The 21,291-nt window shown below is 47.7% G+C and carries 18 protein-coding genes and 1 riboswitch; of the genes, 17 read left to right on the top strand and 1 reads right to left on the bottom strand.

All coding sequences use genetic code 11. The features are described 5' to 3' along the window. The first annotated feature begins 29 nt into the window (after nt 1-29). The 8 genes from MH117_RS11610 (at nt 30) to MH117_RS11575 (ending at nt 11,549) form a co-directional block, all read left to right on the top strand. On the top strand, nt 30-1,742 hold the full coding sequence (locus MH117_RS11610; protein ID WP_239328866.1) for an ABC transporter ATP-binding protein: 1,713 nt from the start codon (nt 30-32) through the stop codon (nt 1,740-1,742). Next, nucleotides 1,735-2,571, top strand: coding sequence for an energy-coupling factor transporter transmembrane component T family protein (locus tag MH117_RS11605; protein ID WP_239328865.1), 837 nt, complete (start codon nt 1,735-1,737; stop codon nt 2,569-2,571). The genes MH117_RS11610 and MH117_RS11605 overlap by 8 nt, the downstream gene beginning before the upstream one ends. A gap of 387 nt (nt 2,572-2,958) precedes the next feature. Then, nucleotides 2,959-5,505 carry a glycerophosphodiester phosphodiesterase family protein gene (locus MH117_RS11600; RefSeq protein ID WP_239329207.1) on the top strand — a complete coding sequence of 849 codons (2,547 nt, stop codon included), beginning with the start codon at nt 2,959-2,961 and terminating at the stop codon, nt 5,503-5,505. Nucleotides 5,506-5,621: 116 nt separating this feature from the next. After that, nucleotides 5,622-6,971 (top strand): ABC transporter substrate-binding protein, encoded by a 1,350-nt coding sequence (locus tag MH117_RS11595; protein WP_239328864.1) that lies wholly within the window; start codon nt 5,622-5,624, stop codon nt 6,969-6,971. A gap of 214 nt (nt 6,972-7,185) precedes the next feature. Next, entirely contained in the window at nt 7,186-8,076 is an 891-nt protein-coding gene (locus tag MH117_RS11590; RefSeq protein ID WP_239329206.1) for a carbohydrate ABC transporter permease, read from the top strand. A gap of 134 nt (nt 8,077-8,210) precedes the next feature. Next, nucleotides 8,211-8,990 (top strand): carbohydrate ABC transporter permease, encoded by a 780-nt coding sequence (locus MH117_RS11585; protein ID WP_239329205.1) that lies wholly within the window; start codon nt 8,211-8,213, stop codon nt 8,988-8,990. Between the two features lie 257 nt (nt 8,991-9,247). Beyond that, nucleotides 9,248-10,165, top strand: a complete 918-nt coding sequence (locus MH117_RS11580; protein ID WP_239328863.1) for a hypothetical protein — start codon at nt 9,248-9,250, stop codon at nt 10,163-10,165. Nucleotides 10,166-10,412: 247 nt separating this feature from the next. Next, nucleotides 10,413-11,549 (top strand): hypothetical protein, encoded by a 1,137-nt coding sequence (locus tag MH117_RS11575; protein ID WP_239328862.1) that lies wholly within the window; start codon nt 10,413-10,415, stop codon nt 11,547-11,549. 72 nt (nt 11,550-11,621) lie between these two features. On the opposite strand, the gene MH117_RS11570 is transcribed toward MH117_RS11575, so the two are convergent. Continuing rightward, the gene (locus MH117_RS11570) at nt 11,622-11,765 is read right to left on the bottom strand and encodes a hypothetical protein (RefSeq protein WP_239328861.1); all 144 of its coding nucleotides are present in this window, start codon (nt 11,763-11,765) and stop codon (nt 11,622-11,624) included. A 439-nt stretch (nt 11,766-12,204) separates the two neighbouring features. On the opposite strand from MH117_RS11570, the gene ychF reads away from it, so the two are divergent. From ychF to MH117_RS11525, 9 genes are all read left to right on the top strand, one after another. Then, nucleotides 12,205-13,305 carry a redox-regulated ATPase YchF gene (gene ychF / locus MH117_RS11565; protein WP_239328860.1) on the top strand — a complete coding sequence of 367 codons (1,101 nt, stop codon included), beginning with the start codon at nt 12,205-12,207 and terminating at the stop codon, nt 13,303-13,305. 144 nt (nt 13,306-13,449) lie between these two features. Further along, entirely contained in the window at nt 13,450-14,523 is a 1,074-nt protein-coding gene (prfA, locus tag MH117_RS11560) for a peptide chain release factor 1 (protein ID WP_239328859.1), read from the top strand. Next, nucleotides 14,520-15,443 (top strand): peptide chain release factor N(5)-glutamine methyltransferase, encoded by a 924-nt coding sequence (gene prmC / locus MH117_RS11555; protein WP_239328858.1) that lies wholly within the window; start codon nt 14,520-14,522, stop codon nt 15,441-15,443. Before prfA ends, prmC begins: the two co-directional genes overlap by 4 nt. A 502-nt stretch (nt 15,444-15,945) precedes the next feature. Then, entirely contained in the window at nt 15,946-16,713 is a 768-nt protein-coding gene (gene spoIIR, locus MH117_RS11550) for a stage II sporulation protein R (protein WP_239328857.1), read from the top strand. 367 nt (nt 16,714-17,080) lie between these two features. Beyond that, nucleotides 17,081-18,421, top strand: coding sequence for an L-threonylcarbamoyladenylate synthase (locus MH117_RS11545; RefSeq protein ID WP_239328856.1), 1,341 nt, complete (start codon nt 17,081-17,083; stop codon nt 18,419-18,421). Between the two features lie 153 nt (nt 18,422-18,574). Continuing rightward, nucleotides 18,575-19,141 (top strand): manganese efflux pump MntP, encoded by a 567-nt coding sequence (locus MH117_RS11540; protein WP_239328855.1) that lies wholly within the window; start codon nt 18,575-18,577, stop codon nt 19,139-19,141. A gap of 86 nt (nt 19,142-19,227) precedes the next feature. Next, nucleotides 19,228-19,809, top strand: coding sequence for a low molecular weight protein arginine phosphatase (locus MH117_RS11535; protein WP_239328854.1), 582 nt, complete (start codon nt 19,228-19,230; stop codon nt 19,807-19,809). 45 nt (nt 19,810-19,854) lie between these two features. After that, a riboswitch (ZMP/ZTP riboswitch) is annotated at nt 19,855-19,937 on the top strand. Nucleotides 19,938-20,185: 248 nt separating this feature from the next. Then, nucleotides 20,186-20,644, top strand: a complete 459-nt coding sequence (rpiB, locus tag MH117_RS11530) for a ribose 5-phosphate isomerase B (RefSeq protein WP_239328853.1) — start codon at nt 20,186-20,188, stop codon at nt 20,642-20,644. 15 nt (nt 20,645-20,659) lie between these two features. Next, a complete protein-coding gene (locus MH117_RS11525; RefSeq protein ID WP_239328851.1) occupies nt 20,660-21,250 on the top strand; it encodes a TIGR01440 family protein in 591 nt (196 codons plus the stop codon). The last annotated feature ends 41 nt before the right edge of the window (nt 21,251-21,291 follow it).

Below are 21,291 nucleotides of genomic sequence, written 5' to 3'. Positions count from 1 at the left end.
GCATGACAACGACAGGAGTTATTGAATAGATGAACCAACCAATTATCTCTTTTCGAGATTTTAGTTTTCAATATCGCAGCTTGTCTGAACCCACGCTTAAAGGAATCAACCTCGATATTTATCCGGGGGAGAAAATATTAATCGCTGGTCCAAGTGGTTCTGGCAAGTCTACTTTAGCCCATTGTATCAATGGGCTCATTCCTTTTACATATGGCGGCACTATTACAGGCGACTACACGCTTCAGGGGAAACGTCCAGCCGATCTGAGCATATTTGAGATTAGCCAGACAGTTGGCACGATATTGCAGGATCAGGACGGGCAATTTATTGGCCTGTCGGTCGGTGAAGATGTTGCTTTTGCATTTGAAAACGAATGCATGCCCCAATCCGAGATGCGCCCGCTAGTGGAGCAGGCGCTGCAGGTGGTTGATATGCTTCCACTTATCAACCAGAGCCCGCATGATTTGTCGGGCGGCCAGAAACAGCGTGTATCCCTGGCGGGCGTCATTTCCATGGACACAGAGGTTCTGCTGTTTGATGAACCGCTTGCCAATTTGGATCCAGCCAGTGGGAAAAGGGCGATCGAGCTAATGGAGGATATTCACCAGAAGTCCAACAAGACGATGATTATTATCGAACACCGTGTGGAAGACGTGCTCGAGCAGCCTATCGATCGTATCGTAGTGATGGCCGAAGGTGAAATTGTCGCGATTGGGACGCCGGATGAATTGTTAGCCTCCAGTATGCTGCAGGCCCATGGCTTGCGCGAACCATTATACGTTGCCGCGCTCAAATATGCTGGTGTGGAATTGGATAAGGAAGATCATCCCTCTTCACTGGAGCGGTTAAGTTTACGTGGCGAAGTGCGTGAACGTCTAAGTATATGGTTAGGAGAAGAGTTGGATGCAGCCGATAAAAGCCCATCCGAACCCATCCTAGCCTTACAGGACGTGAAGTTCTCCTACGATGGTGAACGTGACATAATAAAAGGGGTATCGCTTCATATCGGACGTGGTGAACGTGTGGCCTTGCTCGGCAACAACGGCGCTGGAAAGTCTACACTCTCTCACTTATTTACTGGGATTGCTAAACCTTCGTCAGGCGACGTGCTTTACGGTGGGGAACGTATTAATGAATGGTCTATACGAAAGCGCGGTCAACATATCGGCTATGTAATGCAGAATCCAAATCATATGATTACGCAGCAGATGATAGCGGATGAAGTTAGTCTCGGTCTGCGCATGAGAGGAATGCCTGCAGACGCGGTAACAGCACGCGTGGAAGAGACGCTGCGCACATGTGGATTGTACGGTTATCGGAACTGGCCAATCTCTGCATTGAGTTATGGACAGAAGAAACGGGTAACGATCGCATCTATCTTGGCACTGCAGCCGGAGATTATGATTCTGGACGAACCAACTGCAGGGCAGGATTACAAGCATTATACGGAGTTTATGGATTTTATCGTATCCTTGTCAGACCAAGGGACGTCATTCTTATTTATTACCCACGACATGCATTTGGCACTGGAGTATACCGATCGTGCCGCGGTGCTTCATGACGGGCGATGCATCGCACAGGGAACGACCTCACAGGTGCTTACGAATATCGAGGCAATTGCACAGGCCAATCTCAAAGAGACATCGCTTGGCAAGCTTGCCCGCAGTACGGGAGTCGCGCAGCCGGAACGGTTCGTTCAGCATTTTATTCAGCATGAGAAGAAGGTGAAGCGCGATGAGTAAGTCCGGAACTTTGTACATTGAGGGCAACTCGTTATTTCACCGTATGGACGGCGCGGCAAAGCTGTTTATGTTTGCTGTTTGGACGGTATTTGTCTTTCTGTTTCAGGATATTCGTATCTTCGTGCCGCTTTTCCTATTTGGGATCGGACTGCTAATTGCAGCGAAGCTGCCTTATAAACGAATTCGTTTCTTCTTGTGGTTGATGATTGTATTTAACTTGATGAATTGCGTGTTAACCCTACTTATTACACCTGCTTATGGTAGTAAAGTGTGGGGAACGACGACCGTCATCTTGAATTTGGGCTACAACGTGCTGACACTGGAATCGGTTTTTTATGTGTTGACGCTAACCCTAAAGTACATGTCGATGATGCCGATTACATTATTGTTTATCTTTACAACACATCCAACTCGGTTTGCGAGCAGTTTGAACCGAATCGGTGTACCCTACAAGATTGCCTTTGCATTCAGTATTGCTTTTCGATATGTACCAGATCTTCAGACGGAATTCCGTAACATCTCTAATGCAATGCAAGCTCGTGGCATGGGATTTGGCAAAGGTGAAGGTTCCTATAAGGAACGCTTTAAGCACTTTGTGTCGATTGCAATTCCGCTTGTGCAATCCTCCTTACATCGCATCGAGACCGTTTCCAATGCGATGGATTTGCGTGGGTTTGGCCGCCATCGGCGTCGGACCTGGTTCTCAGCGACGGCATGGCAGCGAGCGGATTATTGGATCGCCGTGATCTGTGTCATCGTGATGGTGGCTGCAATTACCGTGCGCATTAGCGGTTTCGGTACATTCTGGTATCCATTTACGTCTGTTTAACCCTAAAGTAGACCATGTTCTGTTCTTGCGAACGATAGCTGATAGGCCAAAAAATCATTTGAGGATTTTGGCCATCTCATTGTTGTTCAGCCTGACAGGGTGTGGTCTTTTTTTGATTTACATCCTATTTAACTCTATTTGATACGAATCTTGATTTTGTGTGATAACGTGAATGTATTGGCAGATCAAAGGTTGATTGTGATGTCGCAGACGGGTTGAGAAGAGGAGAACACCCTTCTTGCGTGTATCGGGAATATAAGGCCTGCAGTTATCGCAGGTTTGTTCCGAATGCGCACGAATGGGTGTAATTTGTGCTGCTCAATACAGCAATCGTCGGCATCGGATCTGCTTAATCAATCGGTTGAAGGAGGAATAATATTGTTTAAAATGACGTTGTGTCACATGAGACGTAAGTTGATCTTGGGGTTGTTGATGGCTGTACTCCTAACCGTATTTCATGATGCCGCGAGTGGGCTGTCCATGGCGGAGGCAGCGGATGTACCCCATGCTTCGAGTCAAGGGCTGCTGGGAGCAGGTGTGAGTTTGGCGGCAAACCAAGATAGGCATTTTACGGTGAGGGAAACTACATATGGTCCGGAGGGGGCTGACGAGGAGCAGTCCGAGTCGGTGTTAACCACTTCTCCTTCAACCCTCATGGAGGAGACGTTTGACAACATACCCGATGGTCAACTCCCAATAGGCTGGGAGAAGATAGAAGGTGACTTTCAAGTTCGCAGCGGAGCGCTAGTTGGACGTTCGCTTGCGAGCGTAAGCCCTGCTCGAATTTTACTGCCGCCTGGTATCGAAGGAGACGGCAACGTGATATTTGAAACGGATATGACGTTTCTAAGTGTGGTTGAGCCTAGCCGTTGGGCCTCTCTTATGTACCGGATACAGTCGATGCAGGAAAAAGGGCATTATCCTTATTATCAGTTTGCTTTTCGTCAAGGTGCAACCGCAGCAAACGGTATTGAGTTCGCGTACCGTACACCGCAGAACAGCTGGGACGTGCGGGAGAAGACATCGCACAGTACGTCATTTGCTATAAATAAAACCTATCACATGAAAGTGGTGGCCTCTCGCGAGCGAGTGCGCCAATATGTAGACGGCGAGTTGCTGCTTGATACGGACCGTGCAGGCGAACATGCCAATGGCCGCTTAGGATTTCAGGCGAACGGCGTCCAAGTTCGTTTTGACAATGTAAAGGTTACTTTGCATCCCCCGTTGCTACCCCCCATTACTTCTAAGACAAAGGCTTATCAGCCGATGAAGCCTAACACTAATCTAGTATTTACCCCCGATCTGGCAGTTACCGAGGTTGAATCTCTGGAGCATCTTATGAAGCTCGCAAACCAAGGCACAACTACCGTATGGCTGAAAATAAAGCAGAATAATGATGGGCAGCTCGAAGCGTATAGCGGAAACTATCGGATTGGGCTGTTATCAGATGTACTGCACAAGCTAAAAGGGAACTTTATCCCTATGCTGGAGCCGGCTCACACAAATGAAGCACAAGCAATCGGAAAGCTGCTCCAAGAGGAAGGAATCCAAGATGCCCATCTCGTAAGCTCTGATCTTGAATTACTACACAGCATACGACAAAAAGATCTGAAGCTGCGCCGCGCTTATACCGTTACAGAAACCTCTCTGTTAACAGAAGGTCAGCTTGGCAGGATAAGCATGGATGCGCATTCAGTTGGCGCGAACATCGTTGTACTGCCACAGGCTGTATCCACGCAGGAGAACGTGCACTACTTGGCTGTACGAGGCCTGGCATCCTGGGTGCTCACGGATAACAGCGACTTAGGAATACACGCCGCATTGGTATCTGGGGCGAGGGGGATTGTTACTTCTCAGCCTGCGAAGGTTAGGGGCGCTTGGAACGTGTACCCGAAGGCCACGCTGCTTCATCGACCGATCCTGATCGCCCATCGTGGTGCGCCTCAGGTTGCCCCTGAAGATACTCTGGCTTCGTATGAAAAGGCAATACAGCTCGGCAGCGAAGTGATGGAGAACGATATCAGGCGCACCGCAGATGGTGAATTGGTGCTCCTTCACGACGAGACCGTGCACCGTACAACGAATGGAACGGGTTTTCTGCGAAATATGACTTTGCAGGAAGTAAAGAAGCTGGATGCAGGAAGTTGGTTCGGACCGTCATTTAAGGGGGAGCGTATTCCTACATTACGTGAGGCGCTGCGGCAGTTAAAGGGACGTCCTGTTATCATGCTGGCTGAACCAAAGGAAGACGGTTTGGAAGCTCAGATTATTCAGATCATTAAGGAGGAAGGCGTAGAGTCTCAGGTCTTGATTCAAAGCTTTAATGATCAGCATTTGCGTCATTCACGTGATATAGAACCAGCTTATGGCAGAGGTTTGCTAGAGTCACAGACACCCCCTTTAAGTGCTGCATTAGATAAGGCGATGAAGCAGCAGCAATATTATACGGCGCTTCAATCCATGTCGGCGCCAAGCTTTGGGAGCATGTATCCAGAATTAGCTGCATATGGTGGCAGCCGTGGTCTTACGTTCTGGACATGGACGGTTAATGATCTGAACAAGATGAAACAATTGATTAGTCTTGGTGTTCACGGAATTATTACGGATCTCATGCACCAACTAAAGGATGATACCGTACGCGTCCAATTGCGGACCGATCAGTTGGAGCTAAAGATTGGCCATGCGTTCCAACCTGTTATTGAACGGATTACTAGGGACGGAAGAAAGGTCGTTGTAGAGGCGCCCTCGGTAAAGTGGGTTGTAGTGCAGCCTGTCAACTCATTGATTCAACAGGTGAATCCCAAGACCGGTCTGTCCGAGCTCGTGGCCAGCAGCCCAGGAAAGGCGATTGTCATGGCGACGGTAACTGGTACTGCGGCGGGTGGAACATGGCAATTCATAAGTGCGCCTGTGGAAGTTCAGGTTGCACCTTAACGAAACCTTCATCTCCCGATAACATGACGATGTTAATTGGGCGTTACATTGGAACGGTAGGGCGAACAAGCCCGCAGATCATTGAACCGGAAGTTCAGAAGGGGAGATAAGAACAGATGCAAATGCGTGCAAAATGGATGCTGCTTGTTGTTTTGTGCTTTACGATGCTGCTCGGATGTGCAAAGTCACAGACAGCAGACACGTCAGCAAGTGCAAACAAAGAGCCTGAAAAGGCCCAGACTACACCTGCAGCAGAAGAGCCAATTGAGCTTCAATTTTATTATCCGATTGCGGTTGGTGGTCCGTTAACAAAGGTTATTGAGGACATGACGGCTAAATTTACCCAAAAACACCCAAATATTAAGGTGAATTCGGTATACACAGGCAGTTATGCGGATACGACAACGAAGATTCAAGCTGGTATTCAAGCGCAGCAGCCTCCAGATGTGGCCGTAATGCTGTCGACAGAGCTGTTCAGTATGCTGGATACGAACGCAGTTATTCCGCTGGACGACTTTATTGCAAAAGATAGCTCGTTTAATAAAGAGGATATTTATCCGGCATTTATGGCGAATTCTCAGGTAGAAGGCAAGACATACAGCATTCCATTCCAACGCAGCACAATCGTTCTTTATTATAACAAAGCTGCTTTTAAAGAAGCTGGCTTAGATCCGGAGAAGCCGCCTACAACTTGGGAAGAGCTTGCTCAGTACGCTAGTAAGCTGAAGAAAGACGGACGCCAAGGCATTGAGATCCCAGGCTCTGGATTCGCCTATTGGATGTTCCAATTGTTCGCTTTGCAAAATGCGAAGGATGTTAATCAGAATTTGATGTCGGAAGATGGCAAAAAAGCATTCTTTAATACACCGGAGAATGTCGAGGCTCTTCAATATTGGGTTGACTTGTCTAAGAAACATAAAGTTATGCCAGAAGGTGTGATTGAGTGGGCAACGGTGCCAACCGACTTTATCGAAGGCAAGACGGCCATGATGATTCATACAACTGGCAACTTGACTAACGTCAAAAATAACGCCAAGTTTGATTTCGGCGTTGCGTTCCTGCCAATGAGCAAACAGTACGGTTCCCCTACTGGCGGCGGCAACTTCTATATCTTTAAAGATATCGATCCGAAAAAACAAGCAGCAGCATGGGAATTTATCAAGTTTATGACAGAGCCAGAGATGGCTGCACAATGGAGCATAGATACAGGATACGTAGGCGTACGCAAGTCTGCTTATGAAACTGAGCTTATGAAAAAGTATGCTGCCGAGTTCCCGCAGGCGCTCGTCGCACGTGACCAATTGCAGCATGCACACGCAGAGCTGTCAACGCACAATAACGGCAAAGTATCCAAGGCGCTCACGGATCAGATTCAAGCCGCTTTAACAGGTACGACAGATCCTGCAGCTGCGCTGAAGAAAGCGCAAGAGGATGCAGACAAAGCATTGGCTCCATTTAATAAGTAAAAGTAACAACCTCACATGCCTAACAGATTATGACGGCTGCGGGTGAGTGAGGTCATGACGAACCGGCAGAGCGACACAGGTCGTTCTGCCGGTTTGTATATGTGGAGGGATCAGGAGAGATCGCTCACCTCGGGGATCGGAAAAGGTCGATATTCTTAAATTAGACTGTTAAATAGTCGTATACTTTGTATGTTGTAAAGGGGCGATATTGATGATGACTGCTAAGTGGAGCGAGCGGTTGAAGCGTAATGGATTTGCTTGGGCGCTCCTTCTGCCTTCGCTCATATTTCTTGGCTTGTTTACTTATTATCCAATGCTGAAGACTGTATGGCTCAGCTTGCATCAATCGGACTTGGCTACTCCAAAGCCGGTGTTTATCGGCTTTGATAACTATATAACGATGTTCCAGGACGCAGTGTTCCAAAAAGTGTTCACGAACAATATATGGTTTGCCATCGGCACGGTGCCCACTTCAATGGCACTTGCGTTTGTAATGGCGCTGTTTGCTGACAAGGCAATGCGCGGCCGCGGATTCGTACGCTTTGCATACTTTTATCCGAATATGATTCCGATGATAGCAGTAGCGAATATATGGTTGTTTATTTATACACCGCAGTATGGCTTGCTTGCGAGATTTGCCTCCTGGTTCGGTCAATCCGATCTGAGTCTGCTTGGCCATCCTGATACGGTTATGGGTGCGTTAGTTGTCATGTTGATCTGGAAAGAGGCAGGTTATTTTATGATCTTCTATCTGGCAGGCCTACAGAATATTCCGAAGGATCTTTACGAATCGGCTGCAGTAGACGGGGTTGGCATATGGACGGTGCTGCGCAGGATCACAATTCCGTTAACGATGCCGACGACACTTTTTGTGGCTATAGTTGCGTTAACCAACGCCTTTAAACTTGTAGATCATCTGTGGATTATGACCAAAGGTGGCCCTGATAATGCAAGCAGTTTGCTGTTGTATCACATTTATGACACGGCATTCAGTTTCTATGATCAAGGCATGGGTGCTGCTATGACTGTCGTAATGATTGTACTGCTGCTTGTGCTGTCTTCTTTGCAATTTTTCGGATGGGACAAAAAAATCCATTATCAATAGGAGGGTGCTGCATGACTCAACCGATAGATGTCCCTTGGCATAACCGGCCCGAGCCGCGTATGATACGCTCCGAACGTGAGCTTCGTAACGAACGTATTCGCAGCAAAGCTTTAAAAGCATTGTGGACGTTCATTATGATGGTGGTTGGCGTGTTCTGGCTAATCCCATTTATATGGGTGCTGTGGACGGCGTTCCGGCCGAAGGAAGCAATCATTAGCAATGTGTTGTCCTGGCAATGGACGTTTGATCATTTTATAAAAGTATGGAATGGGGCCCCTTTCGCCCAATATTATATGAACACGTTAACGATCTCAGGCGGCGTGCTGCTTGTTCAACTGGTGACGCTGACACTAGCGGCGTATGCATTTGCCAGACTGCGCTTCTTTGGGAAAGAAGTATTGTTTATGCTGTTTCTGGTGCAAATTATGGTACCAGCAGATGTTCTTATTTTCTCTAATTACCACGTGTTAAAAGAGTTTGGTCTGCTCGATACAAAGCTTGGTATTATGCTACCTTATTTTGCTTCTGCTTTTGGAATCTTTCTACTCCGGCAAGCTTTTAAGCAAGTTCCATATGAACTTGAAGAGGCAGCCGTAGTGGAAGGAAGCTCACGTCTTGGTATTCTGTGGCGCATCTACGTACCATTAACGCGACCGATCTACGTCTCCTTTGCCGTTGTATCGGTCAGCTACCAGTGGAACAACTTCCTCTGGCCACTTATTGTCACCAACTCGGTAGAAAACCGCCCACTAACGGTTGGCTTGGCTATATTTGCCCAGTCGTTTGAAACCGGTGCTCAATGGTCGGAGGTCAGTGCGGCCACCTTGATTGTCGTCGCTCCGCTGCTTGTTTTCTTCCTGCTCTTCCAGCGTCAGTTTATTAGCAGTTTTATGCATTCCGGTATAAAAGGCTAACGAGTATAGCTCACCATTTCTCAGTCCAATAGACCCCATCATACTTATGTATGGTGGGGATTTTAATATGTTGAATAAGTGTATAAATATGAAGTGGTTCTCAAAAAGATGTCGAGGGGTGCAACTTTTTGCTGGGAGTTGGCGTCTAGGGTGGTGTAAAGCTGGACCAAGCTATCTATCTTCCCTTTCTACTGCAGAAGAATGCGGAGGATTACCATTATATTCACTATTTATTCAACACACAGGAGGAGACAACAATGAAAACATGGACTAAATTTATCGTAACAACTGGCCTAGTAGCTATGGTAGCGATACCGTTAACGGCAGGTGCTCAGGCGGTAAAGCCTATTTCCTCGAAGCCGGCTGAAACGGTAGAGCAGGTTAAGGAAATAAGTAAGACAGGAACGATTCAACAAATCGTCTACACTAAAAATGGTGCATATATGATGCTTGAGGGTAAGGAAGCCAAGCAAGGCGAGGACTTGATTCGTCTGAACTTTACAAAGAACACATTGGTTGTCGACCAGGACAGCAAGAAGGCTGACTTGTTCGAAGCATTGGAGAAGGGTTGGAAGGTGACAGCGAAGTATGGGCCGGAAATGACAAAGAGCCTCCCGCCACAAGCATCAGCTACAAAGTTTGTTATCGAGCGTGTAGAGGAATTAAAAGCTATTAAATCAACAGGCATCATTGCTGAAGCGAAGGATAACCGCCTTGTTGTAGTTGGAACTAGTCCTGTCATTCTTACCGTAACCGATGAGACTGTCATTACAGACGCCAATGGTAACAAATTGGATAAAAGCGCGCTGAAATCCAACACGCGCATTGAAGCAGAGTACGGTCCAATTATGACGATGAGCATGCCTCCAATGAGTGGTGCTAAAAGCATCGTTGTATTGGGCGAGACGGCTCGTGTGGAAGGTGTGGTAGCCGAATCTGCGAAGCAAGAAAGCGACACTAGCCGCGTTCATATTGACGTAAAGGCTGACGACGAGCTGGAGAACGATATCATTTTGAACATTACAGGAGATACAAAGATCGTAGATGTATACGGACAAGAGCTTAAAACAAGCGATCTTACAAAAGGTGTTAAGGTGGTAGGTTTCCATTCCTTGATGACAACCAGATCCATCCCGGCAATAAGCAACGCGGTACTTGTAGTAGTTCAGCCATAATAGAAGTGAGAATAGAACAACCCCAGCCGTTCGGACAGTAACGGTTGGGGTTGTTTTTACTGTTATTGATGAAATAATGGGGCTGTCATGCTATTCTTTTTACCTCCATTTGCTAAATTGAATCCGTTTGGCAACATAATATACAAAAAATGTTCGAATCGAATTGCGAACCGTCTATATTCACATGCTATAATGGGTGATAAAACCACGACGCCATGGTGGCGCGTCATCTGGAGGATTAGAACTGATGGGCATAACAAGTCGAGTCGATATGTACTTTACATTCGATTCCGCGGTTAATCTGCAGGAACTGCTCTGTGTGATGGAAAATGGTACGTGGGAACAATCATCAGAAGCGGCCCAAGAATGTTTTGATTTTTTGAGTATGGAGGAAGCTAGCGAAAGTAAGGCTACTTACTTGATTCATCCGCTGCTTGACCTGCTATGTGTCCGTAATAAGTCCGTTGCCAAAGCATATGTGCTTAACCGAATGACAGGATTGATGGTGCAGGATATGGACGTATATCCCGATTTTGGAGTGACGCCGTCCATAGCGGCTGCCAGTCAACAGTCAAGCTGCCGCTATCAAGTATGGCGTACAGCTATGATTGAACGATTGGGCGATCTGCTGCAGCTTCTGGAGGAAGACGAGGCAACTGCTGTCCAGACGATCTACGCGCTTCACCTGCTGCAAAGTGAGGATGAACGTGTTGAGGCTGGACTACTTGAGACAACCTTGCATACAAAATCGGCAAGAATCCGGTTGAACGGGCTGCTAGCCCTGACCGACTGGCGCCGCAGAGCCGGGAAGCCGTATAATCCGGCGATTGCATTCGGCCAGGCGCACAGCGATGCGCTGTATGAAGCGATGCGAGCGGTTTGTATGTGCTTGACAGCGGGGCAGCAAGTAAGAGCACATGATTGGTCGCACCTGCTCAGAGGTGTTGAACTGCCAAGAATAGATCGGATGACCTTCCCTTGGGCAGACGGTTCGCCAGCAGCTTGTTGTGCACAGGCGGCACGTATTGCGATGTCTCGAATGGGCTGGGAACGGGATCAGCGCGCTTGGTGGTGGAAAGAGTGCTTGAGTGAGACCGTCAAGGCTCATCGTATGAGGTCGCGGACGATTACATGGGAATGCGGTCAAGCTGAAGTGCAGTGGGATGAAGAATGGCTGCAATGGAATTGGAATGGGCCGATGCTTATTGCGGACAATATGCTGCAATCGCTGTTTATGGACGGAGAAGCGGTTGGTGCATTTAACGAGCAATGTACAGCAGTGCGTGAAGCACTAAAGGTACTTGCTCATCAGCAAATCGAATCACCTAACGCTTCGAAGTATGGTGTGAAGCATTTGCTGTACCCATTGAATTTTAAGATCTAAATGGTGAAGCACTTGTCCATAACAAACTCCCAATGTGGCTGTCCACATGGGAGTTTCTTCTTTGTCTCAGAATTAATCTGTTTTTTTTGGCTTTTGCTTAAAAGGGACGGCTGTCTTAGCCTGTTCTAACGTATCGTTGACAAATGCCATGTCTTGGTTCTTTGCTTTCATATTGGTTGAGCCGACGTAATTGCCTTGATGGGTCTTGTTTTCCATAGTTCAAGTCCTTTCTTGACTGATTAAGCCAAAGCCATCCTAGGCTCGCTTAACTGTAGTGTGGGATGAGCAGGATTAAACTATGCGTTCTTTTGTTGATAAAGGTACCAGGTACAGGTTTATGGCTTTGGTGGAAACGCGGATTTGCATACAACGGTTCATTAAAGTGAAAGTATGGGCAATCTCCGCTGATTCTGATATAATAAAGAAAGAGTGAAGAATTTCATTTTGCATAGAAAGTAATACATCTAGTCAATGGCTAGGTTTTTTTTATGTGGTTGGTTATAATGGTTAAGGAATTTTTTTTGTAGCTAGTAGGAAACGTCTGGATACGTTGTTAAAGAAATCGTAAAAATTCACTTCGTAAACACTCATAACCGTGAGATGGATAACGAATGTATGGAGATATCATATACGCAGCTGAGGAGTGGGATGGGAAATGGCATTAAAAGCAGGAATCGTAGGCTTGCCTAACGTCGGGAAATCGACTTTGTTTAACGCAATAACACAAGCGGGTGCAGAATCTGCAAACTATCCATTTTGTACGATTGATCCAAACGTAGGTGTAGTTGAAGTACCGGATGAGCGTCTGGACAAATTGACGGAACTTGTAGTTCCCAATCGTACGGTTCCGACAGCATTCGAATTTGTTGATATTGCGGGACTTGTGCGCGGCGCAAGCAAAGGGGAAGGACTAGGCAATAAGTTTCTTGCTCATATTCGCGAAGTAGACGCGATTGTGCATGTGGTACGCTGTTTTGAAGACGAGAACATTACACACGTCGACGGCAAAGTAGATCCAATCAGTGATATTCAGACGATTAACCTGGAGTTAATTCTGGCTGACCTGGAGTCCGTCGAGAAGCGTCTTGATCGTACGAAGAAGAATATGAAGAGCGGCGACAAGAAATATGCTCTTGAGGCTTCTGTGCTGGAGAAGCTGAAAGATGCTTTATACGATGATAAACCGGTTCGCAGCGTGGATCTTACAGAAGATGAGAAAGCGGCTGTTCGCGAACTGCATTTGTTGACTAGCAAGCCTATTCTGTATGCAGCCAATGTGAGTGAGGATGAAGTAGCAACTGCGGATAACAATCCTTATGTAGCCAAAGTTCGTGAATTTGCTGCTGAAGAGGGCGCGGAAGTAGTGCCGATCAGTGCAAAGGTAGAGGCCGAGATTGCAGAGCTTGAAGGAGAAGATCGTACCATGTTCCTAGAAGAGCTTGGTCTTGAAGAATCCGGTTTGAACCGTTTGATCAAAGCTGCCTATCGCCTGCTTGGTCTTTACACGTACTTTACAGCTGGCGTGCAAGAAGTACGCGCATGGACGATTCGCAAAGGCATGAAAGCACCGCAAGCAGCGGGGGTTATTCATACAGACTTTGAGCGTGGATTTATCCGTGCGGAAGTGGTTTCTTTTGACGATCTAGTTGCGGGCGGCTCGATGAACGTGGTGAAGGAGCAGGGCAAGCTCCGCTTGGAAGGAAAAGAATATGTGGTTCAAGACGGCGACGTCATGCATTTCAGATTTAACGTCTAGCGATACAGTCGCGGTTGTTAGATCTGAATTTTAACGGCTTACTTAATAGGGTAGGTGTTAAATATAGCTTGGAACCGACAGAGCGTGCGCAGGCACGTTTCGAGTAGGTATACTGTAGAATATAAAGTGAGGTGACCCCGTATGATGTTAGATCGTTTGCAAGCATTGGCTGACCGCTACGAGAAGCTAAGCGAATTGCTCTGTGACCCGGATGTCGCCAGCGACCCGAAGAAGCTGCGTGATTATTCCAAAGAGCAATCCGATCTGCAAGGCGCATATGAAGCTTATATGGAATATAAGAATGTCATGAGCGAGCTTGAAGCGGCAAAAGCCATGATGCAAGAGAAGTTGGACGACGAGATGCGTGACATGGTCAAAATGGAAATTGAAGACTTGAGCGGACGTCAGAAAGAATTGGAAGAGCGCATTCGTGTGCTGCTGCTGCCTAAAGATCCTAACGATGATAAGAACGTGATTGTCGAGATCCGTGGAGCTGCGGGTGGAGACGAAGCAGCCTTGTTTGCTGCAGATCTGTACCGGATGTACACGCGATATGCAGATACACAAGGCTGGCGCACGGAGCTTATGGAAGCGAACATTAATGATCTGGGCGGCTTTAAAGAAGTTATCTTCATGATTAGCGGTAAAGGCGCATACAGCAAGATGAAGTACGAGAGCGGTGCTCATCGGGTACAACGTATTCCAGTAACGGAATCTGGCGGACGTATTCATACATCAACGTCGACAGTCGGTGTAATGCCTGAGATCGAAGACTTTGAAGTAGAGATTCTGGACAAAGACATTCGAGTAGATACATTCTGTTCCTCCGGTGCTGGTGGACAGTCCGTTAATACGACGAAATCTGCGGTTCGTGTCACTCACGTTCCGACAGGTATCATCGCGACATGTCAGGACGGCAAGTCTCAGAACGACAATAAGGCCAAGGCGCTGCAAGTGTTGCGTGCACGTATCTATGATATAAAACGTCAGGAAGAAGAAGCAAAGTCTGCGGCTGAACGTAAAAGCAAGGTCGGAACGGGAGATCGCAGTGAGCGGATTCGGACGTACAATTTTCCACAGAGCCGTGTAACGGACCATCGTATTGGTCTGACGCTGCATAGGCTGGATCAAGTACTGAACGGTGATATGGAAGATATCGTTCAAGCGTTAACGATTACCGAACAGGCAGAACTTCTGGAGCGGGAGAATCAATTATGATCAATAGCGGTAACGGAGATGGAACTCAACACGAGTTCCGCCTTGAGCTGCCGCTCACAATAAGGGAAGCCTGGTTACAGGCTTCTTCTTGTTTATCTGCAAGCAGCGTGGCGGATGGTCAGCATCATGCCGAGCTGCTGCTCCGGCATGCGCTTGGCTGGGAGCGAGCGGCTTACTTGAGCCGCTTACTGGAGCTGCTTCCGGAAGCTGCGGCAGCAGCGTACGGAGCCATGATTGCGCGGCGAGCACTTGGGGAGCCGACGCAATATATTATGGGCGAAGCCTATTTTTATGGGCTTCGGTTTGAAGTGTCGGCGGACGTATTGATCCCGCGTCCGGAGACGGAACTGCTTGTGGAAGCAGTGCTGGAAGAAACAAAGCTGCTGTATGGTGACTTGGCTTCGTTGAGAGCCGCTGATATTGGAACAGGCAGCGGTGCAATCGCCTGTACGCTTGCGTATGAGCGTCCGGAATGGCAGCTGGTTGCAGTGGATATATCACCAGGGGCATTGCAGATGGCACGTCATAATGCAGCGATGCTGCATGTTGATGAACGAATTGAGTGGCTGGAGGGTGACTTGATTATGCCGCTACAGGGGAGGCTGCCTGTCGATATTTTGATCTCAAATCCGCCATATATTCCTGAGGCCGACATGCTGGAGCTTCAACGTGAAGTTCGTGACTTTGAACCGCATACTGCTCTTGTAGGGGGGGCAGACGGCTTGGACCCTTATCGCCGCATTATGGGAATGTTATCGCATCTCAGTGAACGTCCCCGCATGCTTGCTTTTGAGCTTGGGCAGGGACAGGCACCTGAAGTGGCTGCACTAGTTGAACAGGCCGGCTACACGGAGAAGATCCGAATTGTTCAAGACTTGGCTGGGATTGAGAGGCACGTAATCGGCATTAGACCGTTATAACAGGGGAAGAATTGGTTGTTAACCGATTGCTGCCGTTGTGGGAATAATGTTCTATTCGGAGGCTATGTTCACAGCTGTTGATCTCTGATTATTATTACCCTTCTACTATCTATATAAGTGGGATAATAAGTAAATTATACCGTGAGTTTTACTGCATTTGATATTCTCTTTATGGAACGAAGTGTCGATGACGACCTTGGTTGAATAAGGAGGATCATCATCTCCGGTAGAACTGACGGTTTTTTTGTGTTTGCGTGTATATTTATATCTATAAATTTACTCAAACGATGCGTGTGCCGTCGTGGGGAAGAGGTATTATCGGCAGCAGAATTGGAACATGGCGTCGGAATAGAAATTGTTGATAATAGCCGATTATTATTCAGGATTAGCAGTTCTGATCCAATCCCTATTTTTTTAATAGATTAATAGGTTTAGCTCTGTAAGGTTGGGGACATAATGATGGCTAAGAGGCGCGCCCAACCTCACAAGGAGCATAACCGTCATGCGTAATCGTAGACTGTTGCAGCTTATTCTGCTGAGTGTTATCTTGGCAGGAGCAATGATGAGTTGGGACTTAAAAACTGTATATGGAACACAGGTAGGCGAAAGAAAACAGCAGTCAAACCAAGATTCTTCTAGTATTCCTGGTGATGCAATTCGACTTCGAATATTAGCTCATTCAGATTCGAGTCAGGATCAAAAGCTAAAACGAGAAGTTCGTGATCGAGTAGTAGAGCAGATGAATATGTGGTTAAACGATGGTGACGTTCCCGAGACTCGAGAGCAGGCGAGAGTGTGGATTGAATCCCATATGGATCACATAAACGATATCACTCAACAAGTTGTAAATGAGAGCGGCAAGACGTATAAAGTCACGGCGGAGTTGAAGGAGGTCCCTTTTCCTGCCAAGCTATATGGTGGTCGCGTATATCCAGCTGGCATATATGAAGCGCTGCGAATTACACTTGGCGAGGGTAAAGGCCAGAACTGGTGGTGTGTGTTGTTTCCGCCACTGTGTTTTGTAGATGGGGAACAAGGAACTGCCATTGCCAAAGTTTCAGAACAAGATGAAGATTCGACATCGATCAAGAAATCAAAGGCTGATGAGGAAAATGTGAAGTCAAGCATCCAGAATAAGCAAACTGATAAGGATGGGTTGCAAAGTGAGCTGTCAGTAGGCAAGGAGAAGGAAGTACGCTTTTTCTTATGGGATATGCTGGTTGCGCTGGGCGACTGGATTGGAAATTTGTTTCGCACACTGTTCGGTTAATATTAATTGAGCTGCACGCAATGCGGTGAGTGATGAAGTGAGGGTTGGGCATACTGGCATGAAGCTCCCTTAATGTACAGAGTGAATGAAGGTTTGAAGGCGACTTGTGTCGTGGCTGCGCAAGGAATCTAAACCTACAGCGGATTTGTTAATGCAGCTTAAACAATGTGATTGGAATTGATACTTATTGTAGACCGCACTTATCGTGTATAATAATTTTATTGCAAAACATGCACTTTGCATGTTTTAAAGGGAATTTGGACGTTATAGGCTTTGTTGATAGATACAGGATTACCAAATAAATGATATAAAAGGAGATGTCGGACCCCTGTCGGCATCTTCTTTCATTGCTAAGGGCGGAGTATAGATGAACAAGAAGGAACAGCCACAATATGGTCAAGCTGCGACACAGGTAAACACACGCTGCTGGCCATTAACAGCACACACAAAAAGCGAGCAGGAACAGGCAATTCAAGAAGCGGCTCAACTGCTTGCGCAAGGCCAGACGGTGGCCTTTCCTACAGAGACTGTGTATGGTCTTGGCGCAGATGCAACGTCGACTGCGGCAGTTGAGCAAATATTTTATGCCAAAGGACGCCCATCAGATAATCCATTGATCGTCCATGTAGCAGATCAATCAGAGGTAGAACTGCTAGTACAGCCATATAACGAATTGGTAAGCCACCTGATGGAACGTTTTTGGCCTGGGCCTTTAACGTTAGTGCTGCCTGTTCGTCAAGGTGCAGTATCGCCTAAAGTAACAGCTGGGCTCGCAACCGTTGCCGTACGTATGCCGGATCATGCGGTGGCGCGGCGGCTTATACGCGCGGCGGGATGTCCAATTGCTGCGCCAAGCGCGAATCGGTCAGGGCGCCCAAGTCCGACGACTGCGGCGCATGTGATGGAGGACTTGGACGGGCGCATAGCTGGTATTGTAGACGGAGGGCCGACAGGTGTAGGCGTAGAGTCAACGGTGGTAGAGGTACATGGTGACCGTGTGCACGTGCTTCGTCCTGGCGGCGTTACCCTTGCGATGCTGCAAGAGTTCTGTTCGCAGGTAACGATTGATCCAGCAGTCGACCCGGAGGGAGGCATGCTGCATCACGGTTTGATGGAGCGGGTGCCAAACACGAGTGCAGCTCCTGGTGTGGATTCGACTGTCGTCACCCCAGTGGCGGATTCAAAGATAGAATCAAATTCTGTATCAACAGCTATAGTTGAATCAAGCATAGAGCAAATCAGCGAGCCAAACAGATTATCAACATACGAGCATGAATTAGAACTATTCACGAGCAACAGTGACGACACTAACGTTGCCGCTTCCACTGAGGCTCCTCGCTCACCTGGAATGAAGTATACACACTACGCACCAACGGGTGTTATGTGTATCGTGCGGGGCGCCTCTGCTGACGCCATATCGGCCTACATACAGGCCGACATTGCTGACGCCAAGCGCCGCGGAGAAACGACCGGCGTCCTCGCATTCCGCGAGCATACCGATCGATACCGCGCCGATGTTGTCGCAGAGCTGGGCAGCTTGAGCGAGCTGAATCAAGCTGCTCAATTACTATATAGTGCCTTGCGTCGTTTCGATGACGCAGGCGTCACCTACATTCTCGCGGAAGCTTGCCCAACCGAAGGAATAGGGCTGGCGGTCATGAATCGCCTTGTGAAGGCGGCGGGACATCGAATTGTTCAAGTTCTGTAAAGCTAGGCCTTTGTAGATGAGCAAGAATGAATAGTGATCGCGGAATGCATAGAGACACCGGCGATATCATTTTCCACAACTTTAGATGAAGGTATGTTTGCTTCCTTGACCGCATACGTTGATAAAAACGCTGGGACAAGGAGAGACAAAACCATGTGGATTACGTCTATACCGATTGGCCAATGGTTGACGATAATGGTTATGGCGCTTGCACTTGGCTTTGATGCTTTTTCTTTGTGCCTGGGCATCGGGATAAAAGGGGTTAGAGGCAGGGATATGCTTCGTATCAGCTTCATGATTGCCTTGTTTCATATTGCCATGCCGCTGTTAGGCATTCTGACGGGGATATGGATGAGCGCTATACTTGGACAAATTACTGTACTAGCGGCAGGAGCTCTATTGGTTATGCTGGGTGCTCATATGGTATATAGTTCTTTTAAGGGTGAATCTTCGGGGTGGATCGATACATCTAGCTTAGTAGGAACCATGTTATTTGCACTGAGTGTGAGTGTGGATTCTTTCTCTGTTGGTGTGTCGCTAGGGATGTATCAATCGAATATGTTTATGACCATAACAGCTTTTGGCTTGCTGGGAGGACTTATGTCTATACTAGGTCTGAAGCTTGGTACTCAGGTTGGCCAACATTTAGGCGAGTACGGGGAAGCGGCTGGGGGCGCCATTCTATTGACTTTTGGCGTGTTGTTTTTATTGCCCAGCTAAAATCGTGTATCATAAAGTAGAACGTACATGCAGATGATCGACTATCGATGTGTCTGCTTCATTAATAGCAGCGGAGGGGACATGACATGACGCGCATTTTGTTTGTATGCACTGGCAACACGTGCCGAAGTCCGATGGCGGAGTCGATGCTTCGTCACTTGGCACATGAGAGAGGCGTAGATGTGGAAGTGCGTTCAGCGGGGGTGTCGGCCTGGGGAGATGCACCGATGTCGGAACACGCGCGCAGCGTCTTGGAGAAATGGAAGATGTCTAATGAAGCCTTTCATTCACAAGGGTTGGCGTCATCGACAGTGGCGTGGGCAGATTTGATCCTAACTCTGACACTCGGTCATAAACAGCATGTCTTGCAGCGGTATCCGCAAGCAGCGGACAAGGTGTACACACTTAAAGAATATGTGAGTACAGATGAAGGTGCCCTAATGGCGCAAGAGCAAATGCACGCCTTGATTGCCGAGCTGCAATTAAAGCTGGCGATGGGGGAGCAGCCTACTCCAGAGGAGATGCGGCTGCTAAACCAGCTTCAACAGCAGGCACCGGGAACAGACATTGCTGATCCATACGGTGGTTCACTGGAGCAGTATGTACAGACGGCAGAAGATATAAAAGAATCGCTGCAGCTTTTGCTGGACAAGCTTATAAAAAAATAAATTGCGTTTGTTTTCGTAATGCGTTATGATTTTGCTATCCAAACACGGGTTCGATGTAACTGGCGACAAGAGTGGATGAAACCACGATGGAGCATCGAACGATACGGCCGGTCGCCTGGGCAGAGGAGCAAGGTATGTTTTCGAACATACTTGTGCTCTTTTTTGTTTTTTTACAAGTAAAGATATAACACCTTTCCTCCGAAAATTAGTTATAATAGAGGTGTCTGACAAGCCTTTTTCCGTGCGGCATTGTTTGCCTGTGAGTGATAAGGAAAGGGATGCAAGATGGCCGACAGGGCTTGACTGATCCAATCCTTTGGTTCGGGTATAATAGGATGCAGGTATGCACGACTAACGATACAGGAGGGAACAACAAATGAAGATTGCAATTGGCGCCGATCATGCCGGCGTGAATCTGAAGCAGGATATCATTGCGGTGATCGAACAGCTTGGACATGAAGTGGTGGACTTGGGATGCGACTGCTCTACTTCCGTGGATTATCCGGATTATGCGTTGCCAGTAGCTGAGATGGTTGCCAAGCAGGAAGCAGACCGTGGGGTGCTTATATGCGGCACTGGGATCGGCATGTCGATCGCAGCCAATAAAGTACGCGGAGTGCGCTGTGCACTAGTTCATGACCTGTTCTCTGCGAAAGCAACACGGGAACATAATGACACCAACGTAATTGCCCTTGGGGAACGCGTTATAGGTCCTGGGCTTGCACAAGAAATCGTTCGCACCTGGCTTACGACAGATTTCAGTCAAGGTGAGCGTCATGTCGGCCGTCTTCGCAAGGTCGAACAGATTGAGCAAACCTATCACTCTACTCCTTAGAATGGAGGAAAAGTGATGACGCAACCAGATTATATACGGCAAATCCATGCAGAAGCGGAAGCTGCGGCACATGTGTTGGCAGATGCAGCCAAATTGTCACCAGGCCAGTTAGTTATTATCGGATGCAGCACAAGCGAGGTAATTGGACAACGTATTGGTACCTCCGGAACGATCGAGCTTGCCTCTGCGTTGTATGCAGGTCTTGAACTGCTTCGAACTAAGTACAGCGTCCAATTGGCTTATCAATGCTGTGAGCACTTGAACCGAGCGCTTGTAGTTGAACGTACCACCTGTGAGACTTTGCGACTTGATGAAGTCAGTGCTGTCCCGGTACCAAGGGCAGGGGGTTCGATGGCTGCTGCAGCTTATACGCACTTCGCTTCACCTTGTCTGGTAGAGACGATATCCGCAGATGCTGGTATTGATATTGGAGAGACTTTGATTGGTATGCATTTAAAACGGGTAGCTGTTCCGCTGCGCACTTCCGTCCGATCCATTGGTGCCGCAAGAGTGACAATGGCGATGACACGGCCTAAGCTAATTGGCGGGGAACGTGCTGTTTACCACCCATCGGACACGAATGCACAACAGCTGTCTTGTGAATAACAAGTTCCGTCGTAACCTTTACGCCTACGCGTTGCATTTAT

This window comes from Paenibacillus sp. ACRRX, assembly GCF_022346885.1.
Taxonomy (GTDB): Bacteria; Bacillota; Bacilli; order Paenibacillales; family Paenibacillaceae; genus Paenibacillus_B.
Note: the sequence above shows the minus strand (reverse complement) of the source record. Positions and strands in the feature narration are given on the sequence as shown.

Bases quoted from the DNA above. Each gene is read 5' to 3' on its own strand.
- MH117_RS11525 (WP_239328851.1), top strand. From the start codon at position 20,660: ATGACGCAACCAGATTATATACGGCAAATCCATGCAGAAGCGGAAGCT.
- MH117_RS11570 (WP_239328861.1), bottom strand. From the start codon at position 11,765: ATGGAAAACAAGACCCATCAAGGCAATTACGTCGGCTCAACCAATATG.
- MH117_RS11575 (WP_239328862.1), top strand. From the start codon at position 10,413: ATGGGCATAACAAGTCGAGTCGATATGTACTTTACATTCGATTCCGCG.
- MH117_RS11605 (WP_239328865.1), top strand. From the start codon at position 1,735: ATGAGTAAGTCCGGAACTTTGTACATTGAGGGCAACTCGTTATTTCAC.
- ychF (WP_239328860.1), top strand. From the start codon at position 12,205: ATGGCATTAAAAGCAGGAATCGTAGGCTTGCCTAACGTCGGGAAATCG.
- MH117_RS11600 (WP_239329207.1), top strand. From the start codon at position 2,959: ATGACGTTGTGTCACATGAGACGTAAGTTGATCTTGGGGTTGTTGATG.
- MH117_RS11535 (WP_239328854.1), top strand. From the start codon at position 19,228: ATGACGCGCATTTTGTTTGTATGCACTGGCAACACGTGCCGAAGTCCG.
- MH117_RS11580 (WP_239328863.1), top strand. From the start codon at position 9,248: ATGAAAACATGGACTAAATTTATCGTAACAACTGGCCTAGTAGCTATG.
- MH117_RS11610 (WP_239328866.1), top strand. From the start codon at position 30: ATGAACCAACCAATTATCTCTTTTCGAGATTTTAGTTTTCAATATCGC.
- prfA (WP_239328859.1), top strand. From the start codon at position 13,450: ATGTTAGATCGTTTGCAAGCATTGGCTGACCGCTACGAGAAGCTAAGC.
- MH117_RS11590 (WP_239329206.1), top strand. From the start codon at position 7,186: ATGACTGCTAAGTGGAGCGAGCGGTTGAAGCGTAATGGATTTGCTTGG.
- rpiB (WP_239328853.1), top strand. From the start codon at position 20,186: ATGAAGATTGCAATTGGCGCCGATCATGCCGGCGTGAATCTGAAGCAG.
- prmC (WP_239328858.1), top strand. From the start codon at position 14,520: ATGATCAATAGCGGTAACGGAGATGGAACTCAACACGAGTTCCGCCTT.
- MH117_RS11585 (WP_239329205.1), top strand. From the start codon at position 8,211: ATGATGGTGGTTGGCGTGTTCTGGCTAATCCCATTTATATGGGTGCTG.
- MH117_RS11540 (WP_239328855.1), top strand. From the start codon at position 18,575: ATGTGGATTACGTCTATACCGATTGGCCAATGGTTGACGATAATGGTT.
- MH117_RS11595 (WP_239328864.1), top strand. From the start codon at position 5,622: ATGCAAATGCGTGCAAAATGGATGCTGCTTGTTGTTTTGTGCTTTACG.
- spoIIR (WP_239328857.1), top strand. From the start codon at position 15,946: ATGCGTAATCGTAGACTGTTGCAGCTTATTCTGCTGAGTGTTATCTTG.
- MH117_RS11545 (WP_239328856.1), top strand. From the start codon at position 17,081: ATGAACAAGAAGGAACAGCCACAATATGGTCAAGCTGCGACACAGGTA.